Annotated in this window: 18 protein-coding genes; 11 read left to right on the top strand and 7 right to left on the bottom strand. The window is 72.9% G+C overall.

Translation table 11 applies throughout. The annotated features are described in order from the left end of the window. The first annotated feature begins 53 nt into the window (after positions 1–53). Positions 54–440, top strand: coding sequence for a VOC family protein (locus ACIQ7M_RS05540; RefSeq protein WP_355769524.1), 387 nt, complete (start codon positions 54–56; stop codon positions 438–440). A gap of 82 nt (positions 441–522) precedes the next feature. Beyond that, positions 523–1,290 carry a VOC family protein gene (locus ACIQ7M_RS05545; protein WP_403640006.1) on the top strand — a complete coding sequence of 256 codons (768 nt, stop codon included), beginning with the start codon at positions 523–525 and terminating at the stop codon, positions 1,288–1,290. A gap of 195 nt (positions 1,291–1,485) precedes the next feature. On the opposite strand, the gene ACIQ7M_RS05550 is transcribed toward ACIQ7M_RS05545, so the two are convergent. Together ACIQ7M_RS05550 and ACIQ7M_RS05555 are read right to left on the bottom strand one after the other, a co-directional pair. After that, entirely contained in the window at positions 1,486–1,977 is a 492-nt protein-coding gene (locus ACIQ7M_RS05550) for a MarR family transcriptional regulator (RefSeq protein ID WP_355769568.1), read from the bottom strand. A 314-nt stretch (positions 1,978–2,291) separates the two neighbouring features. Next, on the bottom strand, positions 2,292–3,959 hold the full coding sequence (locus ACIQ7M_RS05555) for an FUSC family protein (RefSeq protein ID WP_403640009.1): 1,668 nt from the start codon (positions 3,957–3,959) through the stop codon (positions 2,292–2,294). Between the two features lie 177 nt (positions 3,960–4,136). On the opposite strand from ACIQ7M_RS05555, the gene ACIQ7M_RS05560 reads away from it, so the two are divergent. The 5 genes from ACIQ7M_RS05560 to ACIQ7M_RS05580 all read left to right on the top strand — a co-directional run bounded on the left by ACIQ7M_RS05560 (position 4,137) and on the right by ACIQ7M_RS05580 (position 7,816). Continuing rightward, entirely contained in the window at positions 4,137–4,700 is a 564-nt protein-coding gene (locus ACIQ7M_RS05560) for a DUF5134 domain-containing protein (RefSeq protein WP_403640012.1), read from the top strand. Between the two features lie 88 nt (positions 4,701–4,788). Next, positions 4,789–5,727, top strand: a complete 939-nt coding sequence (locus tag ACIQ7M_RS05565; RefSeq protein WP_403640014.1) for a M56 family metallopeptidase — start codon at positions 4,789–4,791, stop codon at positions 5,725–5,727. 110 nt (positions 5,728–5,837) lie between these two features. Next, the gene (locus ACIQ7M_RS05570; protein ID WP_403640017.1) at positions 5,838–6,542 is read left to right on the top strand and encodes an HAD family hydrolase; all 705 of its coding nucleotides are present in this window, start codon (positions 5,838–5,840) and stop codon (positions 6,540–6,542) included. A gap of 183 nt (positions 6,543–6,725) precedes the next feature. Continuing rightward, positions 6,726–7,016, top strand: coding sequence for a hypothetical protein (locus ACIQ7M_RS05575; RefSeq protein WP_403640020.1), 291 nt, complete (start codon positions 6,726–6,728; stop codon positions 7,014–7,016). A gap of 116 nt (positions 7,017–7,132) precedes the next feature. Then, positions 7,133–7,816, top strand: a complete 684-nt coding sequence (locus ACIQ7M_RS05580) for a helix-turn-helix domain-containing protein (RefSeq protein WP_355772302.1) — start codon at positions 7,133–7,135, stop codon at positions 7,814–7,816. A gap of 98 nt (positions 7,817–7,914) precedes the next feature. On the opposite strand, the gene ACIQ7M_RS05585 is transcribed toward ACIQ7M_RS05580, so the two are convergent. Beyond that, positions 7,915–8,385, bottom strand: a complete 471-nt coding sequence (locus ACIQ7M_RS05585) for a DUF6214 family protein (protein ID WP_355772321.1) — start codon at positions 8,383–8,385, stop codon at positions 7,915–7,917. Between the two features lie 214 nt (positions 8,386–8,599). Here ACIQ7M_RS05585 and ACIQ7M_RS05590 point away from each other — a divergent pair, with 214 nt between their 5' ends. After that, positions 8,600–9,946: an FAD-dependent oxidoreductase gene (locus ACIQ7M_RS05590; protein WP_403640024.1), complete on the top strand. Its 1,347-nt coding sequence runs from the start codon at positions 8,600–8,602 to the stop codon at positions 9,944–9,946. Positions 9,947–10,396: 450 nt separating this feature from the next. On the opposite strand, the gene helR is transcribed toward ACIQ7M_RS05590, so the two are convergent. Further along, complete coding sequence (gene helR / locus ACIQ7M_RS05595; RefSeq protein WP_403640027.1) at positions 10,397–12,544, bottom strand: RNA polymerase recycling motor ATPase HelR; 2,148 nt, start codon at positions 12,542–12,544, stop codon at positions 10,397–10,399. 215 nt (positions 12,545–12,759) lie between these two features. Further along, positions 12,760–13,116: an ArsR/SmtB family transcription factor gene (locus ACIQ7M_RS05600; protein ID WP_403640030.1), complete on the bottom strand. Its 357-nt coding sequence runs from the start codon at positions 13,114–13,116 to the stop codon at positions 12,760–12,762. Between the two features lie 184 nt (positions 13,117–13,300). Between ACIQ7M_RS05600 and ACIQ7M_RS05605 the strand changes: the two genes are divergently transcribed. Beyond that, complete coding sequence (locus ACIQ7M_RS05605) at positions 13,301–14,380, top strand: NADH:flavin oxidoreductase/NADH oxidase (protein ID WP_403640033.1); 1,080 nt, start codon at positions 13,301–13,303, stop codon at positions 14,378–14,380. Between the two features lie 100 nt (positions 14,381–14,480). On the opposite strand, the gene ACIQ7M_RS05610 is transcribed toward ACIQ7M_RS05605, so the two are convergent. Together ACIQ7M_RS05610 and ACIQ7M_RS05615 are read right to left on the bottom strand one after the other, a co-directional pair. Then, positions 14,481–15,170 (bottom strand): sigma-70 family RNA polymerase sigma factor, encoded by a 690-nt coding sequence (locus tag ACIQ7M_RS05610; protein WP_403640036.1) that lies wholly within the window; start codon positions 15,168–15,170, stop codon positions 14,481–14,483. Between the two features lie 134 nt (positions 15,171–15,304). Further along, positions 15,305–16,072, bottom strand: a complete 768-nt coding sequence (locus tag ACIQ7M_RS05615; RefSeq protein ID WP_403640039.1) for a hypothetical protein — start codon at positions 16,070–16,072, stop codon at positions 15,305–15,307. A 205-nt stretch (positions 16,073–16,277) separates the two neighbouring features. On the opposite strand from ACIQ7M_RS05615, the gene ACIQ7M_RS05620 reads away from it, so the two are divergent. Beyond that, the gene (locus ACIQ7M_RS05620) at positions 16,278–16,574 is read left to right on the top strand and encodes a hypothetical protein (protein ID WP_355771792.1); all 297 of its coding nucleotides are present in this window, start codon (positions 16,278–16,280) and stop codon (positions 16,572–16,574) included. A 482-nt stretch (positions 16,575–17,056) separates the two neighbouring features. Next, positions 17,057–18,934, top strand: a complete 1,878-nt coding sequence (locus ACIQ7M_RS05625; protein WP_403640042.1) for a phosphatidylglycerol lysyltransferase domain-containing protein — start codon at positions 17,057–17,059, stop codon at positions 18,932–18,934. Positions 18,935–19,070: the final 136 nt, after the last annotated feature.

The raw sequence follows: 19,070 nt of genomic DNA on the forward strand, positions 1-19,070 counted from the left end.
CGGGAGCTGTCGGGCAGGCCCCGGGGGTCTGACAGGCCCTAGGCTCCGTGCGCATGGTGCATGTACTGAGCAGCCGGACCCTCCTGCGTCCGACCGACCCGGAACGTTCACGCGTCTTCTACGGTGAGCGGCTCGGCCTGGCCGTCTACCGCGAGTTCGGCACGGGGCCCGAGCGCGGGACGGTGTACTTCCTCGGCGGCGGTTTCCTGGAGGTCGCCGGACGCTCCGAGACGCCGCCCTCCCCGGCGCTCAAACTGTGGCTCCAGGTCGCGGACATGACGGCGGCACATGAGGAGCTGACGGCCGCCGGAGTCGAGGTGGTGCGCGGGCCCGTACGGGAGCCGTGGGGGCTCGTCGAGATGTGGATCGCGGACCCGGACGGGACCGAGATCGTGATCGTCGAGATCCCGGCCGACCACCCGCTGCGCTCCCGGCCCTGAAGCCCCGGGACGGTGTGTCCGGATGGCCGGTGCTCCACGGCGGGCTTAGCGTGCTGAGGGAACTCGCTGCGGAAGGAACGTCATGAAGCTCGACAGGCCCGTGCCCGGCGGACCCTGCTGGACAGAGCTCGGCACCGACGACCTGGAGGGCGCCAAGGCCTTCTACGCCGATCTTTTCGGCTGGCGCCCGGAGACGGACCCGCGCCAGGAGGCGGGCGGGTACACCGTCGCCCACCTGGGGGACGCGGCCGTCGCGGCGATCACCCCGATCTACCAGGAGTCGCAGCCCGTCGCCTGGAACGTGTCCTTCGGCGTCACCGACGTGGACGCGACAGCGGCGGCCGTGGAGGCCGCCGGCGGAACGCTCGCCCTCGCCCCGATGGACGTCCTCGACGTGGGCCGTTTCGCGGTCGCCTTCGACCCGGGCGGCGCCGTGTTCCAGATGTGGCAGGCGCGGGCCTTCCCCGGTGCGGGGCTGTTCAACGCGCCCGGCGCGCTCGGCTGGGTGGAACTCCTCACCCGGGCCCCGGACCGGGTGACCGAGTTCTACACGACGGTGTTCGGCTGGACCGTGAAGCCCTCGGAGCACTACCCGCAGTGGGGCATCGACGGTGCCGACTTCGGTGGCATGGTCACGATGGACGAGAACTTCGCGCACGAGGTCCCCTCGCACTGGCTGCCCTACTTCGCCGTCGAGGACGTGGACGAAACGGCGAACGCGGTCCTCATGGCGGACGGCCACCTGCTGATGGAGCCCGTCTCCCAGCCGGGCGGCCACCGCCGTCTGGCCGTCGCCCGGGACCGGCAGGGCGCGGCCTTCGGCATCTACGCGGAGGGCACGAAGGTCTGATCCGGCCGGTCGGCGGGCGCGGAGGGCCGGAGGGCTGATCCGGCCGGGCGCGGCTGCGCGGGATTGACCCGACCAAGGCGTCACGGGATTGACCCGACCCGGGCAGGTGAGCCGCGCGGGACTGACCCGACCCGGGCGGTTGAGCTGCGCGGAATTGATCCAGGCGCTGCGCCTGCCCTTCGTCTCCGGCCGGGGTCAGGCGCGGGGCAGCCTCAGCCGGCCTTCGAGCTGCCCGAGCAACTCGCCCAGGAGTCCGGCCAGTTCACGCTGGCGTTCCCGGTCGATGCCGGACAGGACCCCGGTCTCGTAGGCGAGTTGGTCGGGGAGGACGGCGTCGACCAGGTCCTGTCCGGCGTCGGTCAGCCGGACGTGCGCGACACGGCGGTCCCGGGTGTCGCCGCGCCGCTCGACGAGACCGCGTTCGGTGAGCTGCTTGAGCCGCTTGGTCACGGCGGCACCCGAGGAGAAGGTCTCGCGGGCGATGTCGCTGGGGGTCAGCTCGTGCCCGGTGCGGCGCAGCGTCCCGAGCACGTCGAACTCGGGTCGGGTGAGCCCGGCCCGGCGCAGGGGCGCGTCCTCGGCCTGCTGAAGAAGCGCGGCACAGCGGTTGACCCGCCCGATGACCTCCATGGGCCCGGTGTCGAGATCGGGCCGCACGTTCTCCCACTGCCGCACGACGGCCGCCACCGTGTCACCGACGCTGGCGCCGGGGGGCCGCTCGGCGGAGCCGCCGCCGGACGGCTCCCCGTCCGCGGGGCCGGCACTCGCGCGCTCGGTGCCGGAGGAGTCCCTACCGCCGGACCCGGTGCTCGCCGGGGTCCCTTCGGCGGGCGGGTTTCCTGACGGGCCGGTGCCGGTCGGCTCGGTGTCGACGGACGTCCCCTCGGTGGGCGTCGCCCGGTCCGGTGCGGGGTGGCCGTTCCGCGCCGGGTCCACGTCCGGCGCCGGATCACCGCCCCGCGCCGGGTCGCCCTCCGCCGCTCTCCGCCCGTCCGCTGTCGTCATGCCTGTGCGCCCTCCGAGCAGTGCAGTCCCTGGCGTCGTACCGTCGCCGCGAGCGTACGGTGTCCGGCCTGCTCGGACCGCATCACCCGCTCCTCCGGCAGGGCGCGCCGCCACCATTCGCCCGCCGCGGCGTCCGCGGCGGAGCGCAGGTGAACGACGGCGGCGGACAGGCCCCGGCGGGCCGATTCCAGGGCGCCGGGCTCGGGCCGCTCCTCGGCGAGCAGTCCGGCGGCGTGGTCCTGGGCGCGCCCCACCGCGGAGAGCGCCTCCTCGATCCGGTCACCGGCCCGCCGGTTGGTCACGGCGACGGCCGCGAGGAAGCCGACGAGCGCTCCCACGAGGGTGTCCAGGACCCGGTCGGTCATCAGCTCCCCGGGCTGCTGGGCGTGCGCGAACTCGGTGATCAGCAGGGCCATGGGGGTCACGCAGACGCTGCCGAGCCAGTAGTTGCGGCCGATCAGCGCCTCGGCGCCGAAGTTCAGCGCGAGGCAGCACAGGACGAGGGCCGCCTGGCCGGCGTGGGCGAGCGGGACGAGGACGGCGAAGGCCGCCACGCCGACGAGGTTGCCGGTCACCCGCTGGACGCTCCGGCTCCAGGTCAGGGTGACGTTGGCCTGGTAGAGGGAGGCGGCGGTGACCAGGGCCCAGTAGGGGCGGCCGACACCGAGCGCGAGCGAGACGTATCCGGCGAGGGCGCAGCCGAGCGAGGTGCGCAGGGCGATGGGGGCGAGCGGACCGAGCCGGGCGTACAGGGGCGGTTCCCCGAAAGCGAGGGCCGCCTCGACGCCGAGGAGTTCGTCCGCGGCGTCCCCGAGACCGTCGGGGTGCGGGACGGGGCCGGTGCCGGAGAGTGCGCGAGCCCAGCCGCGCAGCCGTTCGGGGTCCGTGTCGGCGGGCGCGGCGAGCGCGACCTCGGCCCGTACGACGAGCCGTTCGAGAGCGCGCCGGGGCGCGGAACGGGCTCCCGTGGACAGCAGTGACTGCCAGGCGGTGTGGACGGCGGCGGCCGCGGCGGCGCGGGCACGGGCGTCGTCCGGGGCCCCGACGGACACGGCCGCGGCGTTCAGCGCGTGGGCGGTGGCACGCCGCTCCGGGCCGTGCGGGCGCACGAGCCCGGGTGCCATGCCGACGATCCAGGCCCAGGCCCCCGCCGCCGCGCCCAGCGCGAGGTGGCCCGGCACCTGGCCGAGGCTCTGCGGCACGAACAGGGACGCCGAGGAGATGAAGGCGAGGACGACATGCCCCGGCGGGCCGATGCGCGTGGCGTCGCACAGGGTCTTCTGCGCGGCGGCCAGCAGCGCGCCGACGGTGACCAGCACGACGGCGTTCGTCGTGAGCGAGGCCGTGACGAGCGCGACGCCGAGTCCGGCGAGCATCCCGGCCACCACCCAGGCGAGGGCCCGGGCCCGCGCGGCGTAGGGACGGCTGTGGGCGTAGAGCGCGCAGAGCGACCCGGCCATGGTGTACATCGCCAGGTCCAGCCGGCCGAGCGCCAGCAGCGCCAGATTCGGCGGGGCGACCGCGACGACGACGCTCAGGGCGGGCTTGAACCAGATGTCGGAGGGCCTGCCGAGACGCAGCGCGTCGGCCAGCGGAAGCCGCCGTGCGCGGGAGGGACGGGGAGGGGTCGCACCGCCGGGGCGGAGAGGGGTCGCACTGCTCATTCCATAACCTTAGCAGGTGTTTTATCTGTAAATTAGTTTCCCGAATCGGCTCCCACCTGCGGCGTACTCCCGCACGCTCCCCCGTGTACACCCCTGCGCTCGCTTGCGCACCGGCCGCCCGGGGCATGCCCTGACCGACCGTCGCGTGTACGACGTCGTCTTGCGGGGAGGTACGCGGTGCACGGACCGGCTTCACCCGGCTGGCTGCTCGTCGCGCTGTGCGCGGCGACCGGGGCCTACTGCCTGCTGCGGATGCGCAGCCCGGTCGAGGAACAGCGCCGCACCGCGGGCGGCGAGGCCCTCATGGGGTTCGGCATGGCCGCGATGGCGATACCGGCGGCCGTGGTGACCCCGCCGCGCTGGGCCTGGCTCGTCTGCACGGCGGTCTTCGGCGTCGCCGCGCTGCGCGCGCTGGGGACGGCCCGCGGCACGCGACACCATCTGCACCATCTGATGGGCACCGTCGCGATGGTCTACATGGCCGCGGTGATGACCGCCGCCCCGGCCCATCACGTCCACGGCGGCACCGGCGTCCCCGTCCTCACCGGGGCGCTCCTGCTGTACTTCACGGGCTACGTACTCCGCTCCGGTGCCCGTCTCCTGCCCCTGGCCGTCGCGTCGGGCCCCGTCGCGTCCGGCCCACCGGCAGGCTCCGTCGGCTGGGGCGACCGCCCCGAACTCTCCCAGGCCTGCCGCCTGTCGATGGGGATCGCGATGCTGGCGATGCTGATCACGCTCTGACGCCGCTCGCCCTCTACGGACCCGTGGCGTACGTCACTTGGGGTCGCCGACCGTATCCACCGGCGGGCCCCGCTCATAGGCTTCGGCCATGATGGTCCCCGCGGCACTGTTGCTGCTCGGCGCCCTTGCCTCCGTGGTCGCTCCGCGACTGCTCGCTCGGGCCGACTGGCCGGACCGGGAACCCGTGGTCGCCCTCTGGGTGTGGCAATGCGTGGTGGCGGCCGTCCTGCTGTGCTGCGTCCTGTCGATGACGCTGAGCGCGTCCGCCGCCTGGGTGGCGGTGCGCGGGCACGTCTTCGACGGCGCACCGGCGTCGGTCGTCGACGCCTACGCGCCGGGTGCGGGCGCCCCCTGGGCCGCCGCCACGGCGGTGGCACTCGCGTGCGGCGGCGCCTGGACCGCGGCGATGCTGGCACGCGAGATCGTACGGGCCCGGACGCGCCGTCGGCAGAACCGGTCCGAACTCCTGGTGCGGGCACCGCTGTTGCCCGGCGAAGGGGGCACCGCCGGCCGTCTGGTGGTCCTCGAGGGTGAACGCCCCGACGCCTGGTGGCTGCCCGGCGCCGCTCCCCAACTGGTCATCACCACAGCCGCGTTGCGCCGTCTCAAGGGGCGGCAATTGGATGCCGTACTCGCCCACGAGCAGGGGCACGCGCGGGCCCGGCACGACTGGCTGTTGCACTGTTCGGCCGCGCTGGCCAACGGGTTTCCGCAGGTGCCCGTGTTCGCCGCGTTCCGCGACGAGATGCACCGGCTGGTCGAACTCGCCGCCGACGACGTGGCGTCGCGCCGCTTCGGCCGGCTCACGATCGCGCTCGCCCTGGTCGAACTCAACGAGGACCGGGGCGTGTTCGGACCCGGCCCGGCCGGCCCGGGCGCGCACGTCCCCCAACGCGTGGACCGCCTCCTCACGCCGCGGGACCGGCTCACGGCGGCCCGTCGGCTGCGTTTGACGGCGGCGGCCGCGCTGGTGCCGGTGATACCGGTCCTCGTGGCGTTCGTACCGGGCCTGCGCGCCCTGGGCTAGCCGGTACCACCGGGTCGTTCGTCCGGTCGGCGGCATCCCGGACTCCCGTGCGGGGCCGGCGGACGAGTGCTTCTTGACCGCCGCGGGAGGTGCCGCGAAGGATCTCCCTCATGACCTTCAAGGGTGTGCTCTTCGATTTCTCCGGGACCCTCTTCCGTGTCGAGGACACGGAATCGTGGCTGCGCGCGGTGCTCGCGGAGGCCGGTCACTCGCTCACGGAGCCGGAGTTGGCCGAGAAGGCGCGTGCCCTGGAGGCGGTGGGGGCGCTCGCGGGCGGAGCCCCTCCGACGCTCCCGGTGCCGGATCGCCTCCGCGCCCTGTGGGAGGCCCGCGACCGCGGTGCCGAGGAACACCGGGCGGCGTTCACCGGCCTGTCCCGGCAGGTGTCGCTGCCCGATCCGGGTCTGCACGACGCTCTCTACGACCGCCAGATGCGCCCCGCCGCCTGGAGGTCCTATCCCGACGCCGCCGAGGTGCTCGGCGCGCTCCGCGAGCGGGGTCTGGGCGTCGGGGTGGTGAGCAACATCGGCTGGGACCTGCGGCCGGTCTTCCGCGAGCACGGGCTCGACCCGTACGTCGGGACGTACGTCCTGTCGTACGAGCACGGTGTCCAGAAGCCGGATCCGCGGCTCTTCGCGACCGCCTGCGCCGAACTGGGCATCACCCCGGGCGACACTCTGATGGTCGGCGACGACCGTACGGCGGACGGCGGCGCGGCCGCCCTGGGATGTGCGGTGCTCTTCGTCGACCATCTGCCGGCGGCGGACCGCCCGGACGGACTGCGGCCGGTACTCGGCCTGGTGGACACGAACTGACGCACGGGAAACAGCCGTTCACCGTCACTGGAACACCCGTTCAGGAATCCCGATACAGAAGCGACGATTTTCAGCCTCGGACAGGCCGACATCGTCAAGTTCCGGCCAACAGAGGCCAAACGCTTCGTAATGCGGGATCCATGGCTACGTTGGCGCCTCCGCCACACAGTCCCGAGGTCCGCAATGAAGACAGCGTTCTGGATTCTCCTCGCCGGCTTCCTCACCTGCGTCACCGGTGCCGCGCTCGTCAACACGGCACGCAGCGACGACAGGGAGACCCTCGTCGGCAACGCACTGCTGAGTCTGTCCGTCGGCTGGTACATGGTCACCAACTGGCGACGCGCCTACCTCGCCGCACACCCGCGCCCGCCCCGAGGCGAGACGCCCGAGGCGCGGAACGACGGTTCGAGGCGCGAGGACGGCGGCCGCCTGGACGGCACTCCCCCGACACCCGCCGCCGCACGTCCGACCTGAGGCGATCCCCCGCGTCGCCCCAGGTCGGCGGCAGCCCGGAACCGACCCGCGAAGGGCCTCGATCCGGACGCGTTGAGTATAGTTGGCTGGCAGCCAGTCAACGCAGGAGTTACAGCATGTCCCCGCGAAGCGCCTCGGTCAATGAAGAGTTGCGGCGGCGTTCCCGGGAGCGCTTGCTGCAAGCCGCGGTCGAGCTCGTCAGCGAGCGTGGCTACGAGGCCACGACGCTCGGGGACATCGCCGACCGCGCGGGATCGGCGCGCGGGCTCGTCTCGTACTACTTCCCCGGCAAACGCCAGCTCCTGCAGTCCGCGGTGCACCGGCTGATGCATCGCACCCTGGAGGAAGCCCTTGAGCGCGAGCCTCGCACCGAGGACGGCCGGGAGCGGATGGCACGGGCCATCGACGCGATCCTGGGCCTCACCCAGGACCAGCCGGTGCTGATGCGGCAGCACATGGCCGGGCTGCTCCAGGCCGAGGGGTTCGTGCGGTGCCCCGAACAGGTGCGGCTCTCCGAACTGCTCGGGGACACCGTGGCACGGTACGGATCGCAGCAGGTCTCGGCCGACTACCCGATGCTGCGCGCCCTGCTCATGGGCGCCGTCTACTCGGCGCTGGTGCCGGGCGTGCCGATGAGGATCCCGGTGCTGCGGGCCGAACTCTTCAAGCGCTACCGGCTCGACTGGGAGATGGGGGCGCCGCCGGGCTCCGAGGCGGCCGACGGCCGCCGCGCGACGGATCTCTCCCGTTTCTTCGCGACCGACCCGGAGCCCGAGCCCGCGGACGGTCAGTCCACGTAGCGGTCTTCTCGGGTTGTCGAGCGCGTGGTGCCGGCCTTTCCGGATGCCTGGCCCGCGCTCGAAGGGCCACGCTCGGGCGGGCCCGGCCCCGGCCCCGGTCAGCGGCGCGCGTGACGAGGTGCCAGGAAACCCGCGTCCCGGGCCCCGGCGATCAGTCTCAGGGACTTGCGGCGGCTGTGACCGGTGGCGTCCATGACCGCGAGCACCGGATCCAGCCCCTCCTCCTGCGCCGCCCGGTACTCCTCCGCCACCAGCAGACGGCCCTCGGCGCCGCGCGGCCAGGCGGGCCGGGCGCGCCGCGCCTGGCTCTCCCGGTCCTGGTCGTGGCCGGCGCCGAGGCGGCTGCCGCACGCCTCGGACAGGGGTTCCTCGATCCACTCGGCGACCGCCGCGAGGTCGTCCAGCGAGAGGGGCGGCTCGGCCCGTACGTCCTCGATCGACAGGGCCGTCGCCGAGAGCACGGCGAGCAGATCGACCCTGGCACCGTCGGGGAAGGCCAGCCGGACGTTGAACCAGGACGTGACGCCCGACGCGGACTCCCGTACGTCCCAGGCGGGCCGCACGGACACCTCGCCGTCCGCGCGGCAGCGGTCGGACAGATTAAGAAACGATGCGTCCAGCACATACGGAACGTAACCGCATCATCACATTCGCCACGGCCGGACACGCGCGTGATCGGTACGCACCGCACCCTGTCAGCGGAGCACCCGGTGGTGCGATCCTGGGAGCACCAGCGATGTCCTGTCAGCGATCTTCCTGATCCCTCGGGTGAGGAGTTCCGCCGTGCTGCGTGTCGCCGTCGTCGGTTCGGGACCCAGCGGGGTCTACAGCGCACAGGGTCTGGTCCAGCGGAGCGGGCCTCCGGACGTCCGCGTCGACGTCCTGGACCGGCTGCCCTGCCCGTACGGCCTGGTGCGCTACGGCGTGGCACCCGACCACGAGAAGATCAAGTCGCTCCAGAACAATCTGCGGACCGTCCTCGAGGACGAGCGGGTGCGGTTCCTCGGCGGCGTCGAGGTGGGCCCCGGCGGGGTGCCGGTGGCACGGCTGCGGGAGCTGTACCACGCGGTCGTGTACTGCGTGGGCGCCGCCACCGACCGGCACCTCGGCGTGCCAGGCGAGGACCTGCCCGGCAGTTGGTCGGCGACCGAGTTCGTCTCCTGGTACAGCGCGCACCCCGATTCCGTGGCCGACGGCTTCGTGGCCGGGGCGCGCTCGGCCGTCGTCATCGGCGTCGGGAACGTCGCCGTCGACGTGACCCGCATCCTGGCCCGCACCGCGCCCGAGCTGAGCCCCACCGACATTCCGCAGGCGGCGCTCGGCGCGCTGGCCGCCAGCGAGGTCACCGAGATCAGCATGGTCGGGCGACGCGGGCCCTCGCAGGCCCGCTTCACCACGAAGGAACTGCGCGAGCTGGGCGGCCTTCCGGAGGCCGACATCAGCGTGGACGAGGCCGAGTTGGCGCTCGATCCCGCCTACCTCGATCCGTCCGGACTGCCCGCCGCACAGCGGCGCAACGTGGAGGTCCTGAGGGGCTGGGCCGCGGGCGCGCCGCTGGGCCGGCCGCGGCTGATCCGCCCGCGCTTCTTCCTGCGGCCCGTCGAACTCCTCGCCGACGGCGGCCGGGTGGGCGCGGTGCGGTTCGAGCGGACGGTTCCGGACGGGGCGGGCGGAGTGACGGGGACGGGCCGATTCGAGGAGATCGAGGCCCAGTTGGTGCTGCGCTCGGTGGGCTATCGCGGGGTTCCGCTGGACGGGATGCCGTTCGACGCCGGGCGCGGCACGGTGCCGCAGCGGGCCGGACGGGTCCTGCGCGACGGCGTGGTCTCGCCGGGCGAGTACGTGGCGGGCTGGATCAAGCGGGGCCCGACCGGAGTCATCGGGACCAATCGCCCGTGCGCGAAGGAGACGGTGGCCTCCTTGCTGGAGGACGCCCCCGGACTCGTACGGCGGGAGGTGGCCGATGATCCCCTCGCGGCCCTGCGGGCCGAAGGGATTCGGCCGGTCGAATGGGCCGGATGGCAGGCGATCGAGCGGGCCGAGGCGGAGCTGGGAGCCGGGCTGGGCCGTGAGGTCGTCAAGCTGCCCGACTGGGAGGCGCTCTGGACGGCGGCACGGACGACCGGGTGACCGCCGGCCGCGCGGACGCCGGGCTCCCGGCGACCTACGGAAGGTGAGCCCGGCGATCCTGGCCGGCCCGACCCTGACGACCGCGAGGACAGGCGGCGCCGATGCCCCACGGAGACTGGGTTCCGGCGCCCCTCGCCGGGGCCGGCCCCGGCGGCCCCGGGACAGGCGGTTTTGGCAGTCCCCCGAGGGCGGGTCCTGACAACCGCGTAGGCCTGACTGCGACGGCCGCGAGGATGGGCGGCATCGATGACCCACGGACAGCGGATTCCGGCGCCCTCGTCGGGGCCGGCCCTCCGGCCGCCGGTCCTGCGGCGGCCGGAGGGTGGGTCCTGCCGACCGCGTCGGCCCGACGCTGACGGCCGCGCGGATGCCGTGTTCTCGGCGGCCTACGGGACGGCCCCGTGAGCCGCCCGGACGGGCGGCCTCCGGCGGTCCGGCGTGTTCTCGGTGTCAGGGGCTCGTGAGGATGACGAGTTGCTGGGTCGCCCGGGTCATCGCGACATAGCGGTCGACCGTGCCTTCCACGCCCTCTCCGAAGTTCTCCGGGTCGATGAGGACGACCAGGTCGAACTCGAGGCCCTTCGACAACTCCGGTGTCAGTGAACGGATCCGGGAGGTCGCCCGGAACGTGGGGTCGCCGATGACGCAGGCGATCCCCTCGGCGTGCCCGTGGAGCCAGGTGTCGAGCACCGACTCCAGATCCGCGACCGAACCGTGGACGACGGGAACGCCGGAACCGCGGACGGAGGTCGGCACGTTGGCGTCCGGCAGCGCGGTCCGGATGACGGACTCGGCCTCCGCCATGACTTCTCGCGGCGTCCGGTAGTTGATGGTCAGTGAGGCCACGTCGATCCGGTCGAATCCGACCCGCCCGAGCCGTTCCTCCCAGGACTCGGCGAAACCGTGCCTGGCCTGTGCGCGGTCCCCGACGACGGTGAAGCTCCGGGACGGGCAGCGCCGCAGCAGCATCTGCCACTCCGCGTCGGTCAGTTCCTGCGCCTCGTCGACGACGATGTGCGCGAACGGCCCGGCGAGCAGGTCCGGCCGGTCGGCGGGCAGTCCGCTCACGTCGATCAGGGTGTCCTGAAGGTCCCGGCCGCGCAGCATCGTCACCGCGCCCTCGCCGTCGTCGTCGGCCGCGAGCACGTTGTCGATGACGCCGGCCATGCGCTCGCGTTCGGCGGCCACGGACGCCTCGTGGCGGCGCCTTCGCAGGGAGGTCTCCGGGTCACCGAGCCGCTGCCGTGCCGCGTCCAGGACGGGCAGGTCGGACACCGTCCAGGCCCGCGCGTCCTGGCGTTGCAGTGCCCGGACGTCGTCGGGTCCGAGCCAGGGCGCGCACAGCCGCAGGTAGGCGGGCACGGACCACAGGTCGCCCACGACGTCCGCCGCGTCGAGGAGCGGCCACGCGCGGTCGAGGGTCCCGACGAGCTCCTGATCGTGCAGCAGCGCCCTGCGCAGCAGTTCGGGCGAGACGTCGTCGTCGTGCTTGTCCGCCAGGATCGCGAGCAGCGCCTCCCAGATCTGGTCGCGTGCCTCGTTGTGCGGCGTGCCCGGTTCCGCCGCCTCGAAGGCCTCGGCCCAGTCGTCGGCGCTCAGCCGGACGTCGGCCCACGGGGTCGTGACCGTCATCCCCTTCGCAGGCGGCTCCTCGTAGAACCTGACGGCCGTCTCGATCGCCCGCACCATGTCCGCGGTGGACTTCAGGCGGGCCACGTGCGGGTCGCGCTCGGCCGTCGCTCCGGCTCCCTCGGCCAGGAGGTCGCGCAGGGTGCAGGTCTGCACGCCCTCCTCTCCGAGGCTGGGCAGGACGTCGGCGACGTAGGCGAGATAGGGCTGGTGCGGACCGACGAACAGCACGCCGCCGCGCCGGTGACCGAGCCGGGGGTCGGAGTAGAGCAGGTAGGCGGAACGGTGCAGCGCGACGACCGTCTTGCCGGTGCCGGGACCGCCGTCGACGACGAGGGCGCCGCGGGATCCCGCGCGGATGACGGCGTCCTGGTCGGCCTGGATGGTGGCGAGCACGTCCCTCATCCGGGCCGAACGGCTGCCGCCCAGGCCGGCGATGAAGGCGGACTGGTCGTCGAGGGCCGCGCGCCGTTCGAGTCCCTCGGCGGTGAACACCTCGTCCCAGTAGTCGCTGATCCGGCCGTCGGTCCAGCGATATCTGCGTCGGCTCGCCAGCCCCATCGGCTGGGCGTGGGTCGCGGCGAAGAACGGCTCGGCGGCGGGAGAACGCCAGTCGGTCAGCAGCCGGCGGCCCGCGCCGTCGGTGAGGCCGAGGCGCCCGATGTACAGGGGTCCGGAGCCGTCCGCCGCGACGATGTGGCCGAGGCACAGGTCGAGCCCGAAGCGGCGCAGCGCACGGAGCCGACCGGTCAGCCGGTGGATCTCCAGGTCTCGCTCCATCGCCTCGCGGCCGACGCCGCCGGGCGCCCTGCGTTCGGCGGCGAGACGGTCGGACAGTTCGACGATCGCGCGTTCGAGGCTTTCCGCGACAGCCGTGAAGTGCCGCTCGTCCGCGGCGATCAGTGCCGGGTCCGCCTTGGCGGAGAGCCGGCCGGGAAGGCGGAACGCGCTGGTGGTCAGAGGGTTCATGTCAACTTTCCGCAGGTCCTGGCTTCGGCCAGTGATTCTGCGGGACGACGGGGGCCTTGCCGCAAGCCCCCCGGTGCGCTATAAGTTGAGAGTGGCAGGGGATGGATTTCCTCCTTGCCCTTTCTTTTTGCCCGGAACCCGGAAGCCTCTTGCCCGGAACCCGGAAGCCTCGGAATCGGCTCCGCGAGGGCGTCGGACGCAGGCTCCGGGAGGCGTCACTGCGCCGGGCGCGCGGCCTGCCGGGTGGCGGCCTCCAGAACACGGTCGAGGAGTCCGGGGAAGAGTGCGTCGAGGTCGTCCGCGCGCAGGCCGTTGAGCTTCGCCGTGCCGCGATAGACCTGGCGGACGACCCCGCTCTCGCGGAGCACCCGGAAGTGGTGCGTCGTCGTGGACTTGGTGACCGGCAGCAGGAAGTCCGAGCAGGAGAGTTCACGGCCTTCGGCGGCGAGCTCGCGGACGATCTGGAGCCGCATAGGGTCGGCCAGCGCGTGCAGCACCGACTCCAGCCGGATCTCCTCACGCGCGGGGTGCGGCAGATCACGACCACTGGCGGCGGTGGCGGCGGGCGTCACGGCGGCTCCACTTCGTCCGGGGGACCTCGGTCTTCGCCCCCTCACCTTCGGCATCGTCCGACGGGCCTCACCCGGCTCCGCCGCACCTCGCCATAGTACGAGACCCGTCGTAGTTTGACACTCGCCGTACTACGAGGTTTATCGTACGAGGCATTCACCGGTCCCGCCACGAATGGAGTCGGTCGTGAGCGCTCTCTTCGAGCCCTGCGTCCTGCGCGAAGTCACCATCCCCAACCGGGTGTGGATGCCCCCGATGTGCCAGTACTCGGCCGCGCCCGACGGCCCCTCGGCAGGAGCTCCGCACGACTGGCACTTCGCCCACTACGCGGCCCGCGCCACGGGAGCGACGGGACTGGTCATCGTCGAGGCGACCGCCGTCTCGCCCGAGGGCCGGATCTCCCCGTACGACCTGGGCATCTGGAACGACACCCAGGTCGAGGCCTTCCGCCGCATCACGCGCTTCCTCTCCGCACAGGGCACGGTGCCGGCCGTGCAGCTCGGCCACGGCGGGCGCAAGGCCTCGACCGACCGCCCCTGGAAGGGCGGTGCCCCCGTCGGTCCGGACGCGCACGGCTGGCAGCCGGTCGCCCCGAGCGCGCTGGCGTTCGACGAGAGGCACCCGGTTCCCGACGAGCTGACGGTCGACGGAATCCGCGAGATCGTGGGCCAGTTCGCCGACGCGGCTCGCCGGGCCCTGGCCGCCGGCTTCGAGATCGTCGAGATCCACGGAGCCCACGGCTACCTCATCAACGAGTTCCTCTCCCCCCACTCCAACCACCGCACCGACGCGTACGGCGGCTCGTACGAGAACCGCACCCGGTTCGCCCTCGAAGTCGTCGACGCCGTACGGGAGGTCTGGCCGCAGGACAAGCCGCTCTTCTTCCGCGTCTCCGCGACCGACTGGCTGGAGGACGCGGGCTGGAGCGCCGACGACACCGTCCGCTTCGCCGGCGAACTGCACGACCACGGCGTGGACCTGCTCGACGTCTCCACGGGCGGGAACGCCTCCGCCGTACGCATTCCCGTCGGGCCCGGCTATCAAGTCCCGTTCGCCGCACGGGTGAAGAGGGAGACCTCGATGGCCGTCGCCGCCGTCGGGCTCATCACCGAGGCCGAGCAGGCCGAGAAGATCGTCGCCAACGGCGAGGCCGACGCGGTGCTGCTGGGACGGGAGTTGCTGCGCAACCCGTCCTTCGCCCGGCTCGCGGCACGCGAACTCGGGGCCGAGGTCCATGTCCCCGATCAGTACCACCGGTCCGTGTAGACGTCCGGCAGCGGAGGCCGCGAAGCGGCTCCCGGCGCCGGGCGGTCGACGCGCTGTCGCACCGCCCGGCGCCGGGGGCCGGACCGCGGCCCCGTCCCGTTCAGGCGGCGGTCGACGCGGCTCCCCCGGCGGCCATCGCCTTGATCGTCACCACGGTCTCCGTCCCGGTCGCCACCTCGGCCTCCGCTTCGGCCAGCAGCGCGATCAGGGTCGCGCGGGCGCGCGCCACGCGGGAGCGGACGGTTCCGACGGGACAGCCGCTCACGAGGGCGGCCTCCGCGTAGGGCAGACCCATCATCTGGGTCAGGACGAACGCCTCGCGCCGTTCGTCCGGGAGCACGGCCAGGAGTTCCATCAGAGCGACGCCGTCGTCGAAGCCGGGCAGACCGAGCGGCTGCTCGCGTTCCACCGCGGTCTGCCAGTCCGCGCAACCGGTCGACCGTGGGCGGGCGGCTGCGTACCGCAGGCTGTCGATCACCGCGCGGCGGGCGATGGACAGCAGCCAGGTCCGCGCCGAGGAGCGCCCCTCGAAACGGTGCAGGCTGCCCAACGCCCGTAGGAACGTGTCCTGGGCGAGGTCGTCGGCGGCCTGTGGATCGGCGGACAGATGGGCGACAAAGCGCACGACATCGCTGTGCAACGCGCGGACGAAGCGCTCGACGGCGGCCGGATCGCCGGCGCGGGCGGCCAGCGCCCAGGCGGTCGCGGATTCGTCGGCCGACACCGCTCGGCCGTCTTCGTTCCGCCGCTCGTGTCCACGGCAGGGAGCAGGCAGGGCAGGAGTGATCACCAGGTGTCCTTCTCGGGTCATCCGTGATCCGGACCGGCGCGAAGGCCATGGGTCCGGTGGTGGGGTGCGGCCGTACCCAGGAGGTACGACCGATGCCCGAAGCGCCCAGGTGGCGTTTCGGGGAGCGGGCTGTCTCAGGCGACAGCGGTCCCCACGGGCGGACCCCGGGAAGTGATCGCGTGAACGAGAAGGAGGAGGCGCGGGGCGCGGTCCGATGAACGTCGGCGCACCCGGAGCGTCGGCCGGTACGGCGGCAGCGGAAGGGCGAGCAACAACCGCAGGGGCGCGGCCAGTCGGCCGGCCACCGCCCGCAGGACGCGGAACACCGCACGCTCGCCGTACCCGAGCCAGAAGCCGCACAGCAGTGCCGCGAGCAGGTGGGCGGCGAACATGCCGATCGACGAGGGCGAGCTCGCTTCGGCTCCCCAGGGAAGCACATGCTCCATGGCCCCGGAACCCATGGAGCCCCCGCCCATGGAGCCCATCTCTATGGAGCCCGAGCCCATGGAGTCCATGCCCATGGACCCGCCACCCATGGCACCCATCGAGTTCATGTTCATCGAGTCCATGGCGCCCATCGCCATGGCGTCCATGCCGTCCATGGCACCGCCGGCGGACCGACCCGGTCCGGCACCCGTGGCAGCGGTGAGGGACTGCGCGACCGAGAACGCGCCGTGGAGCACGCCCTGGGCGAGCACCACGACGGACACGATGAGGGGAAGCCCGCGCTCACGACCGGCCAGGGACCAGCCCGCCCCGGCCATGCCGGCTCCCGAGCCTGCCAGCACCCACCAGGCCACCGGAGAGCCGGACATCATGACGTGGCCGAGGGCGGCGAGCACCACACAGACGGCCGCGAACATCACGGCCCGCAGCATGCGCGTGCACCACCCGGCAGTCATGACCGCCTCATCTTCGCATCCGAGGTCCGGACGTCATGAAGGGGTACGGAAATCCGCGGGCGCCGAACGGGTGGCGCACCCGTGATCCGGATCACGCGCTCCGGACGCCCCCGCCCCGCATGACGGCCGCCGTCCGGGGTAGCCGCCGCAACACCGTGGAAGCACGGCCAGGACAGGGGGCCCTACGTACTGTAGGGTCCCGGCGGTGAACGACGTACGGCAGGGGGAGCCCGTGAACGAACGCGACACCGGGCGTGCGGCACGCGGACCCGGGTCCGTGCTGGCCCTGCTCGTGCCGAGCCTCGGGATCGCCGCGCTGGGCGTGTACCACCTGTGCGGGTTCGACCTGCACGCCCTGCACGGACGCCCGCACCTCGCCGACGGACTGACCATGGCCGGAGTGATCACGGCCCTGGTGGCGGCGGGCGCGGCCCTCGGCGACCTCCTGTGGTGGGCGACCACACGCACGGGCCGCGACCGGGGCGCGACGCCCCACCGCTGAGGAGCCCCCTCCGGACTCCGCCGCCACGGACGCGAGGCATCCGCGATTCGCGAGAGGCACGGTCGTCGCCTGAGATGGCTGGGTCGCCCGGGTCGCCCGGGTCGACGTCACCGGGGCCGAGCCGCGTCGGGGGGTGGCACGCCAGTCCACGGCCCGACCCGGCTCGCCGACAAGAGCGACCCGGCCCCCGTCGGACAGATGCGACCCGCCCCTCTTGGGCTGGGGCGGTAGGACTCCTGCCGGACAGGCGCAACGCGACGCCCGCGCGAAGCGACTCCTGCCGGACGGACGCAACGCGACTCCTGCGCAACGCGACCCCTGCCTCACAGGGCGACGCGGACCGCTCCGCGCATTCTCAACTCCTCCTTACCTCTTCACTCCGCCTCTGGCTGGCCATAACCTCACTCTTCCCTACAAGATGTAGTGTTCCGGCCTCTGTCCCCACCGGTTCTCCCGCCCTCTCCCCAAGGTGATGCTCCACGGTGTCCGTACAACAGTCAGCGCTCATCCCGGAACAGCGGCACTCGAGCCCGCGCGGCACGGCCCCCTCCGGACGAGCGGGCGACGGAATCCGGCCACGAGCCGCCGCGTTCACGGTCTGGTATCTGCGGCTGCTCGCCGTCCTCAACGTCGTCGCCGTGTCCTCGCTGCCCTTCCGCGAAGAGGTGCACGAGCACAACGGAGGCGAGTTCTTCACGCCTTATCTGGCCACCGCCGGGCTGATCTCGGCAGCGCTGGCCCTGTTCCTCGCACTCGTGATGCGGCGCCGCAAGCGAGCGGCCTGGATCTTCAACCTGCTGCTCGCCGGGCCGCTCCTGGCGCTCTACACCGTGGCCCTGACCCAGGACCGCTACCAGCGGCACGTCTTCAACTGGATCTCGCTCCTGCTCACCGCGCTCTTCGTCGTCTCGCTGCTGCTGGGGCGCAAGGAGTTCCAGGCCGTCGGAGACCGCTCGAACCCCCGTCTCGCACTGGCCGTCGGCGCGGGCGGCCTGCTCGTCAGCGCCACCCTCGGCACCCTGCTCGTCAGCGCCACCAACCGCGTGCCGGGAACACCGCTGGGCGACCGGATCGCGTACACCCTGCTGCGCGGAATCAGTGTCGGCCCGCTCGCCGACCGCTTCGACAGCGTCGTCGCGCCCCGCTGGGTCGACATCCTGGTCAACGTCCTGGTGGCCGCCACCTTCCTGCTGGTGCTCTACGCGTGCTTCCGTTCGCCACGCGGCCTCGAACTCCTCGGCGAGGACGACGAGGTCCGACTGCGAGCCCTGCTGGCCCGGCACGGGGAACGCGACTCCCTCGGCTATTTCGCGCTGCGCCGCGACAAGGCGGTCATCTGGTCCCCCAGCGGCAAGGCGGCGATCGCGTACGGCGTCCGCGGCGGTGTGACCCTCGCGTCCGGCGACCCCATCGGCGACCCGGAGGCCTGGCCCGGCGCGATCGAGGCGTGGCTGCGGGAGGCACGGCGGCACGCGTGGACGCCCGCGGTGATGGGGGCCGGCGAAGAGGCCGGGACCGTGTACGCCCGGCACGGCCTGGACGCCCTTGAACTCGGCGACGAAGCCATCGTGGACCGGTCCGACTTCACCCTGGAGGGACGCGCCATGCGGGGCGTCCGGCAGGCGCACAAGCGCGTCCGGCGCGCCGGTTACACGGTCCGCGTCCGCCGGCACGAGGACATCCCCGAGGCCGAGATGGCCGCTTTGACCGACAAGGCGGACCAGTGGCGCGACGGAGCGACCGAACGCGGCTTCTCCATGGCGCTGGGCCGGCTGGGAGACCCCGCCGACGGACGGTGCGTGATGCTGGAGTGCCACGACAGCGAAGGCGAACCCCGGGCCGTGCTGAGCTTCGTGCCGTGGGGTGAGCGGGGACTCTCCCTGGACCTGATGCGCCGCGACCGGAACTCCGACAACGGGCTCATGGAGTTCATGGTGATCGAACTGCTGCTGGGCGCGGAGGAGTTCGGTGTCGAGCGGATCTCCCTGAACTTCGCGATGTTCCGGTCCGTCTTCGAACGCGGCACCCGGCTGGGGGCGGGACCCGTGCTGCGGCTGTGGTGTTCGGTGCTGACGTTCCTCTCGCGCTGGTGGCAGCTCGAATCCCTCTACCGGGCCAACGCCAAGTACCGGCCGGTCTGGGAGCCTCGCTACCTCCTCTTCGAGAAGAGCGCCGATCTTCCCCGTATCGGTATCGCGGCGGCCCGCGCGGAGGGTTTCCTGGCCCCGCCGGCCCTGCCCCGGTTCCCCTCCCGGCGCCCGGCCCACCCGAACCGGCGCTCCCCCGAACCGCCCCCGGCGACACCCACGGCGACCTCGACCGGATCCGCACGTCCCAGGTCGTCCACGCCGGGCGACTAGGGCCGCGTATCGAGTCGTGATCAATCGGCGGGACCGGCTCTCGCGGTGGGGGTCCGGCCCCGGCTTGGGCCGACCGACGCCCAACTCGGCGACGGCTCTCGGGCTCCGCCACCGGGAGCGCCCTGGATTGCCGTTG

This window comes from Streptomyces sp. NPDC096324 (assembly GCF_044763015.1).
Taxonomy (GTDB): domain Bacteria; phylum Actinomycetota; class Actinomycetes; order Streptomycetales; family Streptomycetaceae; genus Streptomyces.

Bases quoted from the DNA above. Each gene is read 5' to 3' on its own strand.
- helR (WP_403640027.1), bottom strand. From the start codon at position 12,544: ATGAACCCTCTGACCACCAGCGCGTTCCGCCTTCCCGGCCGGCTCTCC.
- ACIQ7M_RS05565 (WP_403640014.1), top strand. From the start codon at position 4,789: ATGATGGTCCCCGCGGCACTGTTGCTGCTCGGCGCCCTTGCCTCCGTG.
- ACIQ7M_RS05555 (WP_403640009.1), bottom strand. From the start codon at position 3,959: ATGAGCAGTGCGACCCCTCTCCGCCCCGGCGGTGCGACCCCTCCCCGT.
- ACIQ7M_RS05580 (WP_355772302.1), top strand. From the start codon at position 7,133: ATGTCCCCGCGAAGCGCCTCGGTCAATGAAGAGTTGCGGCGGCGTTCC.
- ACIQ7M_RS05545 (WP_403640006.1), top strand. From the start codon at position 523: ATGAAGCTCGACAGGCCCGTGCCCGGCGGACCCTGCTGGACAGAGCTC.
- ACIQ7M_RS05615 (WP_403640039.1), bottom strand. From the start codon at position 16,072: ATGACTGCCGGGTGGTGCACGCGCATGCTGCGGGCCGTGATGTTCGCG.
- ACIQ7M_RS05540 (WP_355769524.1), top strand. From the start codon at position 54: ATGGTGCATGTACTGAGCAGCCGGACCCTCCTGCGTCCGACCGACCCG.
- ACIQ7M_RS05575 (WP_403640020.1), top strand. From the start codon at position 6,726: ATGAAGACAGCGTTCTGGATTCTCCTCGCCGGCTTCCTCACCTGCGTC.
- ACIQ7M_RS05570 (WP_403640017.1), top strand. From the start codon at position 5,838: ATGACCTTCAAGGGTGTGCTCTTCGATTTCTCCGGGACCCTCTTCCGT.